The sequence below is a fragment of the Acinetobacter guillouiae genome (genome assembly GCF_002370525.2).
Lineage (GTDB): Bacteria > Pseudomonadota > Gammaproteobacteria > Pseudomonadales > Moraxellaceae > Acinetobacter > Acinetobacter guillouiae.
Genome location: NZ_AP014630.1, coordinates 695,423 through 714,680, shown reverse-complemented (window position 1 = coordinate 714,680; position 19,258 = coordinate 695,423). Strand labels below are relative to the sequence as shown.

Sequence of the window (19,258 nt, the reverse complement as noted above, 5' to 3'; positions counted from 1 at the left end):
ACTCATTTTCTCATTACGACGCTATATGAACTATAAAGTACCACAATCGATTCAATTGCTGTTTTCAAATTTTATTTTAAGAAATATATATAAATTAATTTATAAACATAGCCACCCTAAAACATACCGACATAATCGCAGATACTGGCCTTATTATTCTGTAAAAAGAAATAAATTTGGTGGAATTGATCAGATTTATTTTCGCAAGAAACTTGTTGTCGATAATTCAGTCATGCCAACAAGTGCTTGTAAAAAAAGCATGTTGATTGCAACAGGACCCTCTATTCAGAAATATCCAGCAGACGTATTTCAAAAGCAAGATATTGATTATATAGGTGTTAATGGATCAATTTCATTAGATCATGTTCAATTTAAATATTATGTCATTATCGATCATAATTTTACTCAAAACCGTTTTGATTTAGTGCTCAAAGTACTTCAGAGCCAATGTACTTTTTTCACCACACCCCGCTGTCTTGATATAATTTTCAGAAAAATTCATCCTGATCAAATTAAATGCCAAATTAAAGTCATTGAAACGATTACAGAAGGTAAAGTTGAACGATTTTTAGGGCCACGTATTACCATCAACCCTCACCAGAACTATTTTTACTTAGAAGGAAATAAAGGATTTTCTCAGCATATCCATGATGCCATTTTTGACTATTTCACAGTGCCATATGTTGCTTTACAGATTGTTTATGCCCTATCTTATCAAGAAATTTATTTGGCCGGTTTAGACATGAATAACTTTAATCAGCCACGTTTTTATGAAAAGAGTACCAACAAACAACCGACAATGCTCAATCAATACTTAACTGAAATATTTCCAGCATTTGACGCTGCCTCGCACTTTTTAAACAAGCAGAATATTAAAGTTTACAATCTTTCACTTAAGAGTGCGATAGAGTCGTTCGAGAAATTAGATCCAAAGCTTTTATAAAACTTGGATTCACCTTAGCTCCTAATTCGTTTTTAATATGCAAACCAAAAATTTTCGTGATGATATCAATGGGCTCCGCGCCTATGCCGTAATACTTGTCATTCTGTTCCATTTCGGGGTTTCAGGATTTTCTGCTGGTTTTTTAGGCGTCGATGTTTTCTTTGTTATTTCTGGTTATCTAATGACCAAAATTATTATTGAGAACCTTGAAAGAAACAGTTTCTCTTTTATAAACTTTTATTTAGCGCGAATCACACGGATTTTTCCTGCACTATTTTTTGTCGTACTGGCTATGACGGTTTGTGGATGGTTTTTTTTTATCCCAGAAGATTTTAAGCTATTTGCTAAAGATGCAAAATATAGTCTAAGTTTTTTATCCAATGACTTATATTATCGTCAAGCAGGTGATTATTTTGCTGTAAGCTCGCATGATAAAGCCTTACTGCATACTTGGTCTTTATCAGTAGAATGGCAATTTTATATATTATTTCCTATTCTTGTTTATTTATATTTTAAAATTATTCAAAATAAAAAATTCTTAGGGATATTTTTAATCTTATTATGTATTTCATCTTTAAGCTTTTCGATTTATATCTCATCTAAAGACTCCATCTATGCTTTTTTTAAGCTCAGCTCTCGTGCTTGGGAATTGCTTGCTGGTGGCTTGGCTTATTATTATTTTAGAACGTATACACCAACCCAACCGATAAAGTATTTTTTTGAAATTGTTGGTTTCTCATGCATTGCACTCAGTTTAGTTCTGTTTGGTCAAGATACAATATGGCCAAGTTATAACGCATTAGTTCCTGTAGTTGGAACGATGTTGATTCTTATTGCCAATCAAAAAAATTCAATTTTCACCAAATTTAAATTAATTCAAAATATAGGCAGTGCCTCTTACTCTATTTATTTGTGGCATTGGCCTGTTGCCTTTTTACTTGGATATTTTTTCTTTGAAAAAAACTTCGTCAATATTAGTTTAGCGATTCTAATCTCTTTTATTTTAGGTTGGTTAAGCTATAAATATATTGAAAGCTCAAGAAAATATTTAGTCAATATCAAAGTATATTACTGCTATTTACTATTCTTTATTCTTCTTATTTCTGCATCTATGCTCTATTCATACATCAACAAGGATGGTGTAAAAAGTCGCGCAGATTCTCTATATTTAAAACACAATGAAAAACTTGAAATGCCAAAAGTTTCCAATGGCTGGTGTTTTTATAATATTAAAGACGATCACAGTCTTAAGGTGGGTCAAAAAGGTCTTGAATGTCATATTGGATCGAAGCAAGCTGATGCTCAACCCGTGCTTTTATTTGGCGATTCTTTTGCAGGGCATAATATTCCCTTTTGGCATTTTCTTGGTAAAGAACTCAACTTAAATATCCATGCTATTACTACAAATTGGTGTTATCCGAGTATAGATAAACAATTTACAGGGGACAAAAACTCAACAGCCTACCAGCAATGCATGCTGAACCGAGACTACTTAAAAAACAATATAAATCAATATAATGTATTAATATTTGCAGGTCGCTGGTCCGATATTGTACAACAGCATCAAGAACAGAGCTTTGAGAATTTGCTAAAGCTCGCCAATCAATCTCATAAGAAAGTTATTGTGATGTCCGAGCCTTATGCCTTTGATGCAAACATTAGCCTTTTATACAAAAGATCATTGTGGTTACATCGAAATTTCAACCTCAATAATTATTTTGATAATGTTAAAGCGAAACAGCAAAGAATTGCACTACAGCACATCACAGACATGACTCAGCGCTATCCAAATACGTTATTGCTCACTCAAGCTGACTTGTTTAAACCAAATCATATGGCAAAAGAAAGTATTCCCTATTCTTTGGATGGTCGCCACTTATCTGTTTTTGGTTCATTATCATCTGAAGAGTACTTTACTCAACAGGCTAAATATAAAGTACTCAAACAGTTTTTATCTTCTTCAGACGAACCATAGCTTTTATGCCAACTCTGTTATGCGTCCTAATACGCTTTGATTTTGTAAATAAGATCAAAGCTTATTTTTGATCTTGATTTAATTAACTTCTGATTTAAAAATAAATCCTGAACTAAAATATTGTTTCAAAAAAAACTGAAATCAAGTATTTTCAGTCAACCTCTTGATCATTTTTCAAAAGAGTCTGGCCGTATTTATCCTGCTATAAAAAATTTAGAAAGTTAGAGGATGGGCCTCATTTGTATAAATAGTCTAAAATTAAATCAATACACAATGCTAATGACGCAAACTATTTATTTTTGCAATCATCAGTGCAACTTGCACTCCAAAATATGCTTTAAGTCCTAAATTTTACTTATGCCTAGATTATAGTCTGGTAAAGATGCTGCATCTTATATCCTGTCTTGTTCTAAAGAAATGCTAAAACTGGCGAATACAGAGCCTTATTATAAAAATATCCAAGACGCTATCTCTTTTCCTCAACAGTTCTAGACAAATTCAAGTGGCTGATGATTTTGATGCAGCAATGAAAATTAAATTCATTTAAATTTTATAGATCGATATGCCGATAATTTGAAAATTTGATGAAATAATCGTAAAACTTCTCTTTGAATTTTACTGAGTATAGTCATTGCTTTTTTCTGCCGATGTTGTTCAATCCTGTCAGATTCGTGGCGAATAGCACGCTCATTCTCTAAATGACTCGGAAAATTGTCATATTTCTTATGTAAATAAAAATCCTGAACACAAATTGCTGGCACCATTTGATAAGCCTTATATTTTGCATATTTCACATGACAACCAAATAATATGTGATCGACTGGAACTAACTCAGGCATATTACGAATAGATGCCAGAAAATATTCTGCAGCTTCTCTTGATAAGATATAACCAGCTCCACCGAGATGCTTCGCTTTAAGTTGATACAATGCCCTATCATTGATTAAAGCTGTTGGAAAAAATGAGAGATCCACTTTTTTATCAAAGGCTTCTAATTTTATAAGATGTATATTTTTAGGAATCCATGAAAAATCATCAATAAATTTTTGTAGGTTTTCTCCAAAATGCACATCATCTTCAAAAATTGCCATATATTCCAAGTTTTGTTCGACAATTTTTTTCCATAGCAATACATGACTTAAAAGACAAGCGATCTCACCTTGTGTTAAGACGCCTGTGCGAGTTAATTCAATCCCTACACTTTTCGCATTTTCTATGGTTGTTGCAGGTGTAACCGCATCAAAAAAACTAAATGGTACAGAATGCTTTTTAAACTCTGAATAAATATGCTGTCTTCTATCAAGAGCCGAATCTAAACTAATAACAAAATTCACTGAAAAACCATCTCGATGAGTGCAAAAATAATGATACAACAATTAAGCGATTATAAAACCATCATACTATTCAATTTATTGATTTTAAATAAATTAATCTTTATAGCTTCTAATAAATTCGAGTTTGGTTTTAAACGGGAGGTCAGCAAGTTGAATAAAGACCCGACTGACTTCTCTCAAAACTTTTTGCAGTCCTGTCGGTTTAGATACAACTCGATCTCGCCATTGAAGGCTTGTCGTAAATTTTTGCTCATTGGGGTTCAATATATAATCTTGAATACATAATGCAGGTGTTAATTGATAAACCCCTAGTTTTTGTTCCGAAATATACTTTCTAAAAATCATTTGATCGACATGGTCAAAAACGTCTTGCTTTTTTAAGTATTCAACAAGCTCAATCGCACCGTTGTAAGACAAAATATAACCTGCAGCACCCAGATGAGCTTTTCTCAATCTTCTTAAAAAAAAGTTCTTATTGTTAAAAACCTTAGTTTTATCTAAATCTAGAACCACTTTAGCGTAGGCTTTTTCAGTTTTCACAATATCATGACTTAACCAATTTGAGTCTTTTAAAAACAATTCAGCATCTTGGCTGAGATGAATATCATCTTCAAAAATTGCGATTGCTGGGATTTTTTCATCGATTGCTTTTTGCCAAAGTGAAACATGACTCAATAAACACGCCAATTCATTTTGACTTAAATCACTTTGACAAAGTGTCAAATTAATTTTTTCTGCTTGGGTTACAATTGAATCAGGCTCAATCGCATCAAAAAAAGAAAAAGGAATATCTTTGTCGTCAAATTGCTGAAGAATATGAGCTCTACGGTCTTTTGCTGATTTTAAACTAATAACGAAATTTTTCATAAATTACTCGATTTATTTAAAACCTACCGACTTAAAAAATAGGATACTTTTTAGCTGATGCAATATACGATAGAGTTCTAAAATAATTTTATCTATCCCCTTCTTCTTATTATATTTTCTTCTCAGCAAACGCTCTTTATATAAATGGCTTGCAAACCGAACACTATCTTTGCATGAATACAGGGTTACATCCTGAATACATAACGCGGGTTTCATTTGATATACAGAAAAAATATTTTCTGTAATCACACATTCAAACATTAAGTGATCTAAGGCAATTAATTTATCTAGTGTTTGAATGTAGCCCAACAATGTTTTTGCACCGTCTAAAGACAATATATAGCCAGCAGTACCTAGGTTTTTACTCTTTAATTGAAAAATAGCTCTATCATTAAAATCGTTAAAAAATTTTACTTTTTTTCCTAAAGCAGTCCTATGTGTAAATTCTTCTAATTTTATAAGATGCCAACTTGGATCTATCCATTGACTATCAGAAAGAAATTCATTGACGTCTTCGCCTAAATAAATATCGTCTTCAAATATCGCCATATACGGGGTATTTTCATCAACCATTTGTTTCCATAAATAGGCGTGACTCATAAAACAAGCAACCTCACCTTTGGTTAAAGCTTGCTCATCAATATTTAAATCAAGCGCTTGGGCAAAAATAGCAGCAGGCTCTGGCGTTAAAGCATCAAAAAAATCAAAAGCTACATTTTTTTTCCCAAACTCACTCAATATATGTTGTCTACGTTCAAGTGCTGTCGATAGGCTAATAACGATTTTTTTCATAGAGATGTGACTATAAGCAATAGATCTATTTTACTATTTTTTTGTCTAGCAATCATCCTTACTTACATACTTTGCTAAGAAATATCGAGGAAACTATCTTTAAAATACATTTTTTTTGAGAAGTAATGACTGAGTGTTTTTCGTTCTTTTCCTGCGAGTTTTAACAATCTAGGTGCCTCGGTTGGAGGGTAATTAATAGCAAAATCAATTAAAATTTTTTCTTTGATCCACTGATTTTTCACTTGATAAAACAAAGCATTTTCATCGCAATTAATTAACGTAATACTCGGGAAAGATTGTCTAAGTACTTTTTGACAAGCAACATAGGCGACTAAATATTCTAAATTACCAATTCTTTGAAAAAATTCTTTGCTGTTCTCTTGGGTATTTCGAATATTTGCTACATAGCGTTTGGGTGTTTGTTGAATTGCTAAATATAATTCATCATACCAATATTTAAAAAAAGCATTATTTTGAACAGTTGCCAACAACCAATTTTCCAATACTGGATAATCAATCTGCGTGGTATTTTTTTTACGATAATATGAAAAACATTCTGTCTGATTCTTTTGCATCATCTCAGAAATCCAGTCTAGATTTTCATAGACAATAATACTGGCATCTAACCAAATTCCACCATGCCGATATAACAGATCAAATCTGAGTAAATCAGCCTTTTGTTGGGGCGTTGCATTCGTCAATAAAGAAAAATCAATATCACTATACTGGCTGACATTTTCAGGATTAAGTACACATACTTGATAAGATGGATTTTTTGCTTGAGTATTTTGAATACATTTTTCAACAAACTCAGGAAAATCACCTTCCCAATACATCCATATCTTTTTAGGTAATTCAATGGGTCTAGCAACAGGATTAAAAATCAGTTGTCCTGCATCGTTATCAATTTTTTGATTGGTATGTCTAATTTTGTAATAGTACATCATATGAAATTTAGCTAAATAAAATAATTTTTTAAAAATTTTCATATAAAAAATCCAATATTTTTTACAAAAAAGCAGAACCAATAAAATTTAAACTATACAGTATTTAAAATATTCATTACGTCATTTACTAGAACATCTTTGTACACTTAAAAATAAAGATGTTTAAATGCATACATCCGATCACGCCACATACGTTTTTGCTTCTTAAAACCATAAGAATGGTCACGATTTTCTTTCTCTTTACGAGAGATTCCTTGTGTTGCAACTGTACCTAAAATATCACTATCCAAACCTGCTGGGCTAACAAAAGCAGGCCAAACACCCAATCCTTTTCCATTCTTACTCAGCCAAGTTTGAAAAAAGATATCAACAGGCATGGCAATTGTTTTGCCTTGTGCAATAAACGCTTCAGCACCTTTACGTGACCAGATTAAACCCAAACCACGAATAGGAAAATAATAAGCATGCCACAATGAATAGTCACCTAACTGAGTAATATCTTTGGCTAACTTTTTCTTCTTTGCCGCTAAATTCACCAAATACCAATCTAGCGCTTGATGGCGATCTAAATAAGCTAAAACTTGATCCATAGATTGTTTGAAATCAGCTGTAATTTTCATATCATCTTCTAAGACAACAAGATAATCTGCATCACTTGCTAAAAATTTCTGAGCGCAGCCATAATGACTGAGATAACAGCCCAGTTCTGAATTGAGTAAACGTCTTCCTAAAGTTTGCTGGGTTAACGCATCATCATAATCCTGAAAAGATGACAATTCTTTGCCACGGCCATCATAAGCAGAAAAACGCTCAAACTCCCAGTTTACCGCCTGTAGCTGTTCTGTTGCGCGAGCAAGCCGCTCATCACTACCATCTAAATTGATCAGATATGTTTTAACTTTCATGATTGGCTTCCTACGATAAAACTTTGGCTGAAATTACTGATTTAGGCAAATAATCATATAATTTATCGATCATTTTACGACGTACCTGTGCAGCATTCTCAGAATTCAGTTGATCTAAACTTTGGATACAACCATATTTAATATTGTCTTGATTCAATGCTTCTACGAACTCAGTTAAACTTTCAGCATTCTTCAAATAAGCCAAAGCTAAATCAGGCTTTAAAACAGCTTCATTTTTTTGAATCTTTAAATGATTCATCAATGAAATCGGATTTAATTGTTCGACACTTCTAAACTTATATTTAATCTGTGTTTCTAGTAGGTCTGGATGATGCAATAAGTATTCACTTAAAATTTTACGATCAACACAGTGTGGATAATGATGGATTTCAAAAAATTCTTTAAAGCCTAAAATATCAGCACCCAGCATTTGTGCGATCACATGACCGGGTTGAATCGGTTTATTAAAATTACGATTTAAAAATTGACGGTATTTCAGCTTGGCCTTGTAACTAAAACAACTTTTCCAGTGCCCATAGGTGACGATTTTATCGCTCTCAAGAAAATCTTCAATTTGAGCGGGTGAATTAAAAAAGAAGTCATCATTTAAGTAGATGAAGTAATCTGAAAGCCCGTTGATATTCCATAACATGCTTTCAATTGACCGAGTGTTAAACGTAGGTAGAAATTGCGTATAACCAGCAAAAATCTCACGATGATCAACGACACGAATTTTATTTGCATCACAAAGACCTTGCGCTACAAATTCATTTAAAAACTCAGGCTGCTGATTATCTGTAACAATGAAAATATGACGGCAAAAAGGCACATACTTCAATATAGATGCAATGTTGTAATAGATCTCATCATTACTGGCAAAACGTGTATCGCTCACAGCATCTGAGGCATCACCACCAGTGAGATATTGCTGACGTTTACGTTTTAACTCAACATCATTGCCATCGACCCAAGCAATTACGATATCAAGGTTTTGCATCTATATTGTTCTCAAATCATCTAAATAAAATTATTGCCAAGCGTCTTTAATCCAGTCTGAAGGCAACACATAGCGGTACCATTTACCCCCACCTCCAGTCACGGCATCAGGTGGATTAATTTCCCCATGGAAAATAATAATTTTGGCATCTTGTGGCTTAACTGGTGGCTTGAAATAAGCAAGCGGTAACTTTTGCAAACAATGGTATTTATAACTCTTACACCAATCTTTTGGCCAGTAGCTGAGTTTTTGCTGCTGATCGACATACCAAGACAAATATTCTTGTTCATTTCGAAATTTATGACTAATTTCTTTAAAGTTTTCACGAAAATAAGGCAAGATGTCAGGAAAAGTACCCAACTTAAAACGATAAACTGAACTATTGCCAGTCACACGCCAAGGACGTTTCCAGTCGTGAATAATAAGGAATTCACCCGGATAGCTAAAGAAGTCATCAATATTGTCTACAATGACCACATCAAGATCTAAAAATAACAAATTACCTTTTAAACCATATAAATCAGGTTCAAAAGTCGATAACTTATTCCATCCACGTTCAGGACTTCCTTCAGGCAATGCTAACGGCGGAATTGGAAAGCATTGAACCTCTGGATTAATACCTTCTGTACGGTCAGTCAAACACACCATTTGGAAATCAATTGTGGTATGTCGTTTGACCATGTTATATAGGCGATTGACATAATCAGCACCATATTTGCTGCCCCACTTCATACACAAAACGATATTCTGTTCTGATTCAACTAAATTCGACTGTAAATTTGATTCATTGACCTGCATGCATCAATCTTCCACCTGAGCAATCCCCATATCATACCATTACCATCGCCAAGTTACTGTATTCGATTGCATATGCTGAACAATTTGTTTCATGAGAATATGCTATGATGCGTTAACAATTTACATTGATCATAGTGGTTTTAATTGTTCGATATTTTATTGAGCAATCTTTAAATGAAATCTCAGTGAAATTGAATACAACTTTTGCAAGCACATTTTCTATATTAGGTTTTTATGAAAATAGCAGTCGCTGGAACAGGTTACGTTGGCTTATCCAACTCAATGATATTTGCGCAACATCATGAAGTTGTTGCAGTAGATATTTTAGAATCTAAGGTTAACTTGCTCAACAATAAAATATCGCCCATTCAAGATGCGGATATTTCATTATTTTTAAAAGAAAAATCATTAAATTTTACAGCCACGACAGATTATCAAGCAGCTTATCGCAATGCAGATTTTGTAATTATTGCGACCCCAACGGATTACGACACCAAAACCAATTATTTTAATACGCAAAGTGTCGAAAGCGTGGTTAAGCAAGTCTTGGAGGTCAACCCAAATGCAGTGATGGTGATTAAATCAACTGTCCCTGTCGGCTTCACCAAGAGCTTAAAAGAAAAATTCCACACTGAAAATATTATCTTTTCTCCAGAATTTTTACGTGAAGGAAAGGCATTGCATGACAATTTGTACCCTTCCCGAATTATTGTTGGGGAAAAATCTGATCGCGCAAAACTGTTTGCTGACTTATTGATCGAAGGGGCCATCAAAAAGGACAGCCCTGTTTTATTTACCGATGCAACTGAAGCTGAAGCAATTAAGTTATTTGCCAATACTTATCTCGCTATGCGCGTTGCCTATTTCAATGAACTGGATACCTATGCGCAAATTTTTGGCTTAGATACTCATCAAATTATTGATGGTGTTTGTCTAGATCAACGTATTGGTAATCACTATAACAATCCGTCATTTGGTTATGGTGGCTATTGCCTACCGAAAGACACCAAACAACTTTTAGCTAACTATAATCACGTTCCAAGTAATTTGATTCAAGCCATTGTTGACTCGAATAGTACGCGTAAAGACTTTATCGCAGACTCGGTGATCGCACGTAACCCCAATAAAGTTGGTATTTATCGCCTAGTGATGAAAAGTGGTTCAGATAATTTTAGAGCGTCCGCAATCCAAGGTGTGATGAAACGCATCAAAGCCAAGGGAATTGAAGTGATTGTCTATGAACCAACATTACAAGAAGATGAGTTCTTTAAATCCAAAGTCGTCAATGATTTAGAACAATTTAAACAGCAAAGTGATGTGATTATTGCTAATCGAGTTTCTAATGACTTAAGTGATGTATTAGATAAAGTCTATACACGAGATATTTTCGGAGCAGATGAATGAAAGTCCTCGTCACAGGTGCAGCAGGTTTTATTGGCTTCAATGTTGCAAAAAAACTTTTAGAGCGTGGTGATGATGTTGTCGGCTTTGACAATATGAATGATTACTATGACCCCGCATTAAAACAAGCCCGATTAGCAGTTCTCAAAGATACGGCGGCACAAACCCAGCAAACGTTCACTTTTATTCATGCCAATCTTGCTGATAAAGCAATTGTTGATCAATGTTTTCAAGATCATCAATTTGATCGGGTGATTCATTTGGCTGCACAAGCTGGTGTCCGTTACTCATTAGAAAATCCATTGAGTTATGTCGAAAGTAATTTAATTGGCTTTACCAATATTATTGAAGCATGCCGTTATGCCAAAACGCCACATTTAACCTATGCCAGTACCAGTAGTGTTTATGGTGCGAATACCACCATGCCATTTAGTGAGAAACATGGTGTTAACCATCCTGTACAGTTCTATGCGGCAACCAAACGTGCCAATGAACTCATGGCGCACAGTTATAGCCATCTCTTCAATCTACCAACAACAGGCTTACGCTTTTTTACTGTCTATGGTCCTTGGGGCCGTCCAGATATGGCTTTGTTTAAGTTCACCAAGAACATTATTGAAAACAAGTCTATTCCTGTGTTCAATCACGGCAACCATACCCGTGACTTCACTTTTATTTCAGATATTGTGGAAGGTGTGATTCGTTCAAGTGATCAAATTGCGCAACCTGATCCAAACTGGGACAGCAAAAACCCTGATCCATCGACCAGTTATGCGCCTTTCCGTATTTTCAATATCGGCAATAACAATCCAGTAAAATTGATTGAATATATTCATGCTATTGAAAAAGCTTTAGGCAAAGAAGCAATTTTAGAATTACTCCCATTACAACCGGGCGATGTGCCGGATACTTTTGCGGATAGTCGTGCTTTAGAACAGATGGTCGGATACAAACCATCTGTATCTGTTGATGATGGTGTTAAGCAATTCGTCGATTGGTATCGAGATTTTTATCAGGTTTAATCAATAGTATTGTTCAGTTTAAAGCTTAATTTTAGCATTTGAATTTTTCTTTCAATTCTTTCAATACTCAAATTTAAGTACAAAAAAAGGATTCCACTAGGAATCCTTTTTTAGCATTCAGCCACTTATTTTACATAAGTCAGCCAATGTGCATATTTTGGATCTTTACCTTGAACAGCATCAAAGAATGCTTTTTGAATCTTCTCAGTAATCGGACCACGTGCACCTGAACCAATTTCACGATCATCATATTCACGGATCGGCGTCACTTCAGCAGCAGTCCCAGTAAAGAATGCTTCATCACCAATATAGAATTCATCACGGGTAATACGGCGTTCAACAACTTCAATACCCATGTCTTTTGCAATGGTGATAATCGTTTGACGCGTAATCCCATCCAATGCACCGCCAGCAATATCTGGTGTATGTAATACACCATCTTTGACTAAGAATACATTTTCACCTGAACCTTGGCATACATACCCTTGAGGGTCCATAAGCATTGCTTCATCATAACCAGAATGTGCCACTTCTTGGTGTGCAAGAATAGACAAAGTATAGTTACCTGAAGCCTTGGCTTTACACATGGTCACGTTAGGGTGATGGTGGGTAAATGATGAGGTTTTAACACGAATACCTTTCGCCATTGCTTCATCGCCAAGGTAAGCACCCCAGCTCCATGCAGCAACTGTCGCATGAATGGTATTATCAGTTGCAGCGATACCTAATTTTTCCGAACCAATGAAAATAATTGGGCGTAAATAGCATGACGCCAATTTATTTTCACGAACAACATCAATTTGAGCTTGTTCAAGAGTTGCTTGATCAAATGGAACTTTCATTTGATAAATTTTTGCAGAATTTAACAAACGTTTTGTATGGTCTTGGAGACGGAAAATCGCAGTACCGTTAGGTGTTTCATAAGCACGGACACCCTCAAAAACACCCATACTATAATGTAATGTATGAGTTAAGACGTGAATTTTAGCTTCACGCCAATCAACCATTTGTCCATCTTGCCAAATAAAACCATCACGATCAGCCAAATTCATGGCGCACACTCCAAATTTTTACACAATTATTCACTTTCCAAAGCGAAACTCGCTGTTGGATCAATTAATCTTTGCCATAACTTGCAAACGACCTCTCGGGTATCGTGCCAATCCGCAGCACTCACTTGCATATTATGATTTGCAAGTGCCAAACGGTGGCTCTCGGCGCGTTCACTGAGATAAGCTTGAATCAATGCGGATACATCGTCGCTGGATAAGCAACCTGCCTTTGCGGCATCTTCAAGGATTCGTACGTTGTCGGAATAATGGGCGAGATCAGGATTCGTCCCACTCCAGGCTAATACGACATACTGTGCCATAAATTCGATGTCAACGATACCACCTGCATCCTGTTTTAGATGAAAAATTCCATCTTTTTTCTGATCTTTTGAGGAACCCAAATGATCTTTCATCTTCTGACGCATGTTCAAGACTTCTTTGCGAACCGTCTCTTCTTCTCTCGGTAATGTGAGAACCCTGCAACGCAATTCTTCAAATTTTGCTCTTAGGCTTTGCTCACCTGCGATTGAGCGTGCGCGAACAATTGCTTGATGTTCCCACAACCAGGCACTTTTGAGTTGGTACTGTTCAAATGCTTTTAAACTGGTGACCAATAAGCCTGCTTCACCAGATGGGCGCAAACGGGTATCAATTTCATAGACTCGACCATCTAAAGTTTGTGTGGTCATCAGAGACATAAATTTTTGCGCAACACGCATGGCAAATTCAAAGCCACTAATGGCCTTTTGACCATCAGTATCTGCTTGTTCATCCATATAATGAATAAAAACCAGATCGAGGTCTGAACCATAGCCCAGTTCAATGCCGCCTACTTTGCCATAACCAATCACAGCATAAGCCATGTGGTCTAATGAACAACGTAAACCTTCTGCATCGACAGGATATCCATAACGCTTGGCAACCGTCTGATAAGCCAAATTTAATGTCGCAATCACAGAAACTTCTGCAATATCTGTTAAAGCATCCGAAACTTTCATCAACGGGCTTTCTGCTAGTACATCGCTTGCAGCAACGGTAAGCACATTGGATTTTTTAAATAAGCGCAATACTCGCATTTGATCTTCAACTTGATCGATTTCAATACGCAATAATTGCTGGCGGAGCGAATCTTCCAAATAATCTCGTCGAGGCAGTTCAAAATCCATGGATAAAAACTCATCCAGCAGAACTGGATAATGTGTCAATTCCTCACAAATCCATGGACTGACTGTGGCCATTTTGACCAAACGTTGTAGCGCTCCTTTGCTTTCAATCAGCATCACCAAATACACAGTACGGCGCATTACAGATTCGACCAACGGCATCAATCGCATTAAAGCCACTTGCGGACTATTCGACTGTAAAACTGCTTCAACCAAATGCGGCCAAAATTCTTTTAAACGCTGTACAGCTTTAGCAGGCAGTTTCTTGATTGCATGACCATACCAAAACTCATGAATCAGATTTTGAGCATTACTGTCTAAGATCTCATTGAGCTGGCTTTCCAACTGACTAAAGCTTTCAATCGGAGAATCTAGCCCTTTTTCTTTAATCAAATGCTCAAATTGAAAAGTTACTTTGCTGCGCTTTTGGTTGAGAAAATCAATAAAAGCAGCCCAATCATCAAAACCCAAGGTATCAATTATTCGCTGACGAAGTTCAGGTTCTGTCGGTAAAGATTGTGTTTGCTGGTCATTCAAGGCTTGAATAGCGTGCTCTACACGTCGTAAGAATAGATAGGCATCTTCAAGATCCTCAACGGATTGATGATCGAGTAATCCAGCCTCACCCAAATGTTTTAGGCTAACAAGGCATTGGCGGTCTTGTAACTCTAATTTTGCTCCGCCATAAATCAGCTGAAAAACCTGCACAATAAATTCAACTTCACGAATACCACCAGCACCCAGCTTAATATCATCTGCAATGTTACGCCGAGCCACCTCTCGTTCAATCATGGCTTTCATTTCACGCATGGCTTCAAAAGCGGTGTAATCTACATATTTACGAAAAACGAATGGGCGGGTCATGTCCAATAAACTATCACCGTCTTGTCCACCTGTGATAATACGCGCCTTAATCCATGCATAACGTTCCCACTCACGCCCATGCTGACTTAAATATTTTTCTAAAGCCACATGACTTATTGCCAGTGCTGAACCATCCCCCCAAGGACGTAAACGCATATCCACACGAAATACAAAACCATCTGCGGTAATATGATCCAATAAATAGATCAGTTTTTGCCCCCACAAAATGCAAAATTGCTGTACATCAATACACTTACGCCCATTGCTTTCACCTTGTTCATCAAAGGCAAAAATCAGGTCAATATCACTAGATAAGTTCAGCTCTTGTGCCCCAAGCTTGCCCATCCCAATGACGATCAAATCTTGGATCTTACCGTTATACCCCATCGGTTCGCCATGTTTTGCCAGCAAAGGAATTCGGGCAAAATCTTTTGCTGCAACGATACAGGCATCTGCAAAATCAGACAGTTCTCTTGTCAACTTCACCACATTGGTCAGTTGGTTAGCATCTTGCCAAATCCAACGAAACATTAAGCGTGCACGAAGAATACGTAAGACTTTCATCCACGTATTTTCATCTTGTATATTGACTAAATGATCATAAACGAGTTGTTGAATTTGTGCAGTACTGAGCGATTGTTGAAATTGATCAATTGCATAATCATGTTCTAAAGTGGCTTGATGTAGACTTAATACTTGTTCTGCATACTGACTTGCATGTAATGTTTTTTGCAATTGCTCAATGTTCATTGAAAAGCCTGTACTTATGTTTTATCAACTTATTTATAGCAGTTTGCTTTACATTTAGGGAGGTTTTTGTACTTTTCTTAAAAAACAAAGCTCAAAAAACCACCACCTACAATCAAGCTAAATTGTTCAAATATAAAATTATGAAATTTTTATTTTATCTTGCTTGATTTCAGGACAAACTAAAGTTTGATGGGTATTTTTTGCAGCAGGTAACGCAACAATAAAAGTCGTTCCCTCACCTGTTTTAGAGCTTACAGAGATTTTTCCATGATTGAGATCCACAAATCGTTTACATAGAACCAGCCCTAAACCTGTTCCTCGTTCTCCAATGGTGCCTTTTATACTGGCTTTGATCTGTGGTTCAAACAGTTGCTCAATTTGCGACTGCGTCATTCCCAAACCAGTATCATGAATAATAATTTCTATATTTTTCCCTACGGGGTGCGCAACAATGGAAACTTTTCCAGAACCATCAGTACGGGTAAATTTTAAGGCATTTGAAACCAGATTTTGAATTACCGAGGTCACCATATTCATATCAGCAAAAACACTTAAATCCTCAGCAACATTTTCAATCAGTTGTATATTTTTATTTACTGCCAAAGGCTTAAGCACATCGTAAACGATCTTTGTGGTCTGTTTTAATTTAAAATTAATCGGGTGATAAACAAAGCGCCCACCTTCTGCCATCGCCCAATTGAGCAAATTTTCAAGTAAGGAATAAGTCGATTGCAAGGTATCATGCAGATAGTCTGCAATATCCTGTATACCGTCATCAGTTAATGTTTCTCGTTCGTTTGCTAAAACATCCGAAAAGCCAATTAACCCATGAAACGGCGCACGTAAATCATGTGCAATGACCTGGAAAAACTTGGTCTTACTAAAATTTAAAGCGCGTTCTTGTTCATATAACTCATAATAATCTTGAGATTCAGATTTACGCGCTAAAATCGTCACCAAACCTGAGCTAAGTTCTTCTAATAAAGCCTGCTGCTTAGTTGTAAATCTGGTATCTTTATCATCATAAAAATAAACATGTGCAATAGAATCATCATCTTCTAACTTAAAGTCATAGCACAATAAGCGTTGGTGTTTTATCCCAATTTCAGCCATATATTGTGAGAATTTTTCATAATTTTTATGGGTTTCTGAAACGATGAGCTGATTGCCAAAATACGGCGATAAACTCAATTTATGCGGAACTGACGCAGCTTTGAAATCACCATTTTCATTTGCAACCCAAATATAAGGCTCATTATGAAAAGTAAAAAAAGCATTTTCGACATTGAGAACGGCACGCGCTACACGTAAATAGCGTTCAATTTTATTATTTGAGGTATAGACCCCTAAAATCAGCGATAGTCGACAAGCGCTGAGCTGTTCGGTCTGATGAGCTTCTAAGAATTCTAATTTCATGTTTACCTCATTTGCACTTTCAGTTAACACGTTAGTTATTTAAATCGCCCACTTTTAAATATCAATTTCTTCCAAATACATCAAAACTTAAGACAGAATGCAAAATACAGCCTTGGAAGAGCACTTACAAATGTTCACATAAAACAATATAACAGCAATACAACCAAATAAAAACAATGGGGTGAAAGTTTCGATAAATTTCACATTTTTTTCAACATAAGTAGTCAGTTACAGCTTTATATATTTTTATGATTTAAATAGAAAAGACGAAGCGTTTTATAAAGACCAATACTTTAAAACATGGTGATCAAATTCATGAATCAGATATCAACCTATTGGCGTCTATAGCCAAGCTTAGGGATGTAGAACTAGCAAAGATCAAAAGACAAAATAGTAAAATTCGGCATCAACCAGAGCAAGGATATCCCTTAAATGAGTGAGAAAATACGTTATTTTTAATTCATTAAAAAGAGCATTTCAAATAAATAAACCACACCATACAAGAGCATAAAAATCAGAGATAGCAGCGTTAAATTTAAAATGAATTTGAGTATCTTATACGTCTTGAAATGCTTTTCACGGAATTGTATTGAATACTGTCTAAATGGCGCAAAAAATTTAAAAATCGCACTATACACCCCTCTTTTATCTTCAGGCGTGTTTGGAACAACGGTTCCTTTAACAAGAATACGATAAGCACTGTTAAAAATTCGTCCGAATAGGTTCATCGGACGATCAACATCACACATCAGAATCAAACGCGCTGAATTTGCTGTGTTATATGCAAAATGTGGGTAGGTTTCATCAAAGACAAAATCTTTACCATCGAACCAAGTGCTGGTTTGCCCATCAATATTAATTTGGCAATTTTCAGAGTTAGGCGTCACCAAACCGAGATGATATCTAAAACTACTACCAATAGGATCAGCGTGTAAACTCAGTTCAGATCCTGCTGGTAAACGTGAAAACATGGCACCACGAATCGCAGGAACTTGTTTGAGTAACGCCAATGTCTTGGGACATAATCTTTGCGCGGAAACATGCGTTGTTCCGTACCATTTTAAGTAAAATTTACTCCAACCGCGTTTGTAAAAAGTACGAAAACCAACATCATAATAACCATCTGCTCCAGGTGTCTTGATTACTTCAAACACGCCAGATGACTCTAAAGCTATTGCCTCATCTCTTATAATTGTCCAGTTGGCTCTAAGTACTTCAATATTTTCCAAAAAATCAGCATCTAATATTGGTTTTTTTGCAAATCTACGTGTCGTCATATAAAGAACACAATTAAATGGTGCAAATATAGGCCAGCTTTTTCTTAAATATTGTGAGAGTGAGTCATAACGTGCTTTTCCTCGCCAACGGTATACATAAGTCATGGCTGCTATCGAATACACGATTAAACCAATGATGATCATAATACTTAGATTCATTATAATTTTACTCCGATTATGATTTCTGTATCCTCATGGTGTGTGCTTGATTTTCCTTAAATAAAACCAATCTTCTTTGCTGAATAACCTGCACTGAGATCATTTAAATATTTTTCAAAATTGCGAGAAAAACAAAATAGTTTCAAATTATTTAAAATACTTTTAACTATAACTAATTAATTTTCTTATAGGCAAGAAATATGTACACCTTTGGTTAAGTTTTAAATGATTGAAATTAAAAATTTTAACTGTCATTGTTAAGTGATCAGGCGCTATTTATCGCATACTGATATTTATTATAAAAATGCTTCATTAAAGAGAGATCAATGGAATACTCGAAATTACGTAATTTTAATTAAACATCGAAACCATCATTTAAATGCCAATCTATTAATTGCCCCATACTGATCAAAATCAGCTTTTCGTTTTTAAGCACTTGCGTTCTTATTTAGTTTCTTAGCTTTTGATAGCAGTAATTTCAAACAATAAAAAAAGCCCTCAAGTCTAAATATGCTTGAAGGCTTTCCATAATATATGGTCCCGAGGGTCGGATACAAAACTTACTTTAATTTCAATAATATATACATTTTATGTGT

15 protein-coding genes are annotated in these 19,258 nt (G+C 35.5%); 4 read left to right on the top strand and 11 right to left on the bottom strand.

Going from position 1 to position 19,258, the window contains the following annotated elements; translation table 11 throughout:
- Positions 1-49 precede the first annotated feature (49 nt).
- Positions 50-943, top strand: a complete 894-nt coding sequence (locus AS4_RS03430; protein WP_167468969.1) for a lipopolysaccharide biosynthesis protein — start codon at positions 50-52, stop codon at positions 941-943.
- 37 nt (positions 944-980) lie between these two features.
- Positions 981-2,918: an acyltransferase family protein gene (locus tag AS4_RS03425; protein ID WP_096733144.1), complete on the top strand. Its 1,938-nt coding sequence runs from the start codon at positions 981-983 to the stop codon at positions 2,916-2,918.
- Positions 2,919-3,457: 539 nt separating this feature from the next.
- On the opposite strand, the gene AS4_RS03420 is transcribed toward AS4_RS03425, so the two are convergent.
- From AS4_RS03420 to AS4_RS03390, 7 genes are all read right to left on the bottom strand, one after another.
- On the bottom strand, positions 3,458-4,252 hold the full coding sequence (locus AS4_RS03420; RefSeq protein WP_096733142.1) for a glycosyltransferase family 25 protein: 795 nt from the start codon (positions 4,250-4,252) through the stop codon (positions 3,458-3,460).
- A 93-nt stretch (positions 4,253-4,345) separates the two neighbouring features.
- Positions 4,346-5,119, bottom strand: coding sequence for a glycosyltransferase family 25 protein (locus AS4_RS03415; protein ID WP_096733140.1), 774 nt, complete (start codon positions 5,117-5,119; stop codon positions 4,346-4,348).
- A gap of 12 nt (positions 5,120-5,131) precedes the next feature.
- A complete protein-coding gene (locus AS4_RS03410; RefSeq protein WP_096733138.1) occupies positions 5,132-5,911 on the bottom strand; it encodes a glycosyltransferase family 25 protein in 780 nt (259 codons plus the stop codon).
- Between the two features lie 74 nt (positions 5,912-5,985).
- Complete coding sequence (locus AS4_RS03405) at positions 5,986-6,900, bottom strand: glycosyltransferase family 32 protein (RefSeq protein ID WP_096733136.1); 915 nt, start codon at positions 6,898-6,900, stop codon at positions 5,986-5,988.
- Positions 6,901-7,004: 104 nt separating this feature from the next.
- Positions 7,005-7,763, bottom strand: coding sequence for a glycosyltransferase family 25 protein (locus AS4_RS03400; RefSeq protein WP_096733134.1), 759 nt, complete (start codon positions 7,761-7,763; stop codon positions 7,005-7,007).
- Between the two features lie 10 nt (positions 7,764-7,773).
- Entirely contained in the window at positions 7,774-8,760 is a 987-nt protein-coding gene (locus AS4_RS03395; protein WP_096733132.1) for a Stealth CR1 domain-containing protein, read from the bottom strand.
- A 30-nt stretch (positions 8,761-8,790) separates the two neighbouring features.
- On the bottom strand, positions 8,791-9,558 hold the full coding sequence (locus AS4_RS03390) for a hypothetical protein (RefSeq protein WP_004723130.1): 768 nt from the start codon (positions 9,556-9,558) through the stop codon (positions 8,791-8,793).
- A gap of 234 nt (positions 9,559-9,792) precedes the next feature.
- On the opposite strand from AS4_RS03390, the gene AS4_RS03385 reads away from it, so the two are divergent.
- Positions 9,793-10,962: a nucleotide sugar dehydrogenase gene (locus tag AS4_RS03385; RefSeq protein WP_096733130.1), complete on the top strand. Its 1,170-nt coding sequence runs from the start codon at positions 9,793-9,795 to the stop codon at positions 10,960-10,962.
- Positions 10,959-11,981: an NAD-dependent epimerase gene (locus tag AS4_RS03380; protein WP_096733128.1), complete on the top strand. Its 1,023-nt coding sequence runs from the start codon at positions 10,959-10,961 to the stop codon at positions 11,979-11,981. Before AS4_RS03385 ends, AS4_RS03380 begins: the two co-directional genes overlap by 4 nt.
- Before the next feature lie 125 nt (positions 11,982-12,106).
- On the opposite strand, the gene AS4_RS03375 is transcribed toward AS4_RS03380, so the two are convergent.
- The 4 genes from AS4_RS03375 to AS4_RS03360 form a co-directional block, all read right to left on the bottom strand.
- Complete coding sequence (locus AS4_RS03375; RefSeq protein ID WP_004723137.1) at positions 12,107-13,033, bottom strand: branched-chain amino acid transaminase; 927 nt, start codon at positions 13,031-13,033, stop codon at positions 12,107-12,109.
- A 26-nt stretch (positions 13,034-13,059) separates the two neighbouring features.
- Positions 13,060-15,810 carry a bifunctional [glutamate--ammonia ligase]-adenylyl-L-tyrosine phosphorylase/[glutamate--ammonia-ligase] adenylyltransferase gene (gene glnE, locus AS4_RS03370; RefSeq protein WP_096733126.1) on the bottom strand — a complete coding sequence of 917 codons (2,751 nt, stop codon included), beginning with the start codon at positions 15,808-15,810 and terminating at the stop codon, positions 13,060-13,062.
- A gap of 138 nt (positions 15,811-15,948) precedes the next feature.
- Complete coding sequence (locus tag AS4_RS03365) at positions 15,949-17,226, bottom strand: sensor histidine kinase (RefSeq protein WP_004819037.1); 1,278 nt, start codon at positions 17,224-17,226, stop codon at positions 15,949-15,951.
- A gap of 455 nt (positions 17,227-17,681) precedes the next feature.
- On the bottom strand, positions 17,682-18,662 hold the full coding sequence (locus AS4_RS03360; protein ID WP_096733124.1) for an aspartyl/asparaginyl beta-hydroxylase domain-containing protein: 981 nt from the start codon (positions 18,660-18,662) through the stop codon (positions 17,682-17,684).
- Between the last annotated feature and the right edge of the window lie 596 nt (positions 18,663-19,258).

What these genes read in the sequence shown, in the direction of transcription:
- AS4_RS03425 (WP_096733144.1), top strand. Translation starts at nt 981, where the DNA reads ATGCAAACCAAAAATTTTCGTGATGATATCAATGGGCTCCGCGCCTAT.
- AS4_RS03415 (WP_096733140.1), bottom strand. Translation starts at nt 5,119, where the DNA reads ATGAAAAATTTCGTTATTAGTTTAAAATCAGCAAAAGACCGTAGAGCT.
- AS4_RS03410 (WP_096733138.1), bottom strand. Translation starts at nt 5,911, where the DNA reads ATGAAAAAAATCGTTATTAGCCTATCGACAGCACTTGAACGTAGACAA.
- AS4_RS03405 (WP_096733136.1), bottom strand. Translation starts at nt 6,900, where the DNA reads ATGAAAATTTTTAAAAAATTATTTTATTTAGCTAAATTTCATATGATG.
- AS4_RS03400 (WP_096733134.1), bottom strand. Translation starts at nt 7,763, where the DNA reads ATGAAAGTTAAAACATATCTGATCAATTTAGATGGTAGTGATGAGCGG.
- AS4_RS03395 (WP_096733132.1), bottom strand. Translation starts at nt 8,760, where the DNA reads ATGCAAAACCTTGATATCGTAATTGCTTGGGTCGATGGCAATGATGTT.
- AS4_RS03390 (WP_004723130.1), bottom strand. Translation starts at nt 9,558, where the DNA reads ATGCAGGTCAATGAATCAAATTTACAGTCGAATTTAGTTGAATCAGAA.
- AS4_RS03385 (WP_096733130.1), top strand. Translation starts at nt 9,793, where the DNA reads ATGAAAATAGCAGTCGCTGGAACAGGTTACGTTGGCTTATCCAACTCA.
- AS4_RS03380 (WP_096733128.1), top strand. Translation starts at nt 10,959, where the DNA reads ATGAAAGTCCTCGTCACAGGTGCAGCAGGTTTTATTGGCTTCAATGTT.
- AS4_RS03375 (WP_004723137.1), bottom strand. Translation starts at nt 13,033, where the DNA reads ATGAATTTGGCTGATCGTGATGGTTTTATTTGGCAAGATGGACAAATG.
- glnE (WP_096733126.1), bottom strand. Translation starts at nt 15,810, where the DNA reads ATGAACATTGAGCAATTGCAAAAAACATTACATGCAAGTCAGTATGCA.
- AS4_RS03365 (WP_004819037.1), bottom strand. Translation starts at nt 17,226, where the DNA reads ATGAAATTAGAATTCTTAGAAGCTCATCAGACCGAACAGCTCAGCGCT.
- AS4_RS03360 (WP_096733124.1), bottom strand. Translation starts at nt 18,662, where the DNA reads ATGAATCTAAGTATTATGATCATCATTGGTTTAATCGTGTATTCGATA.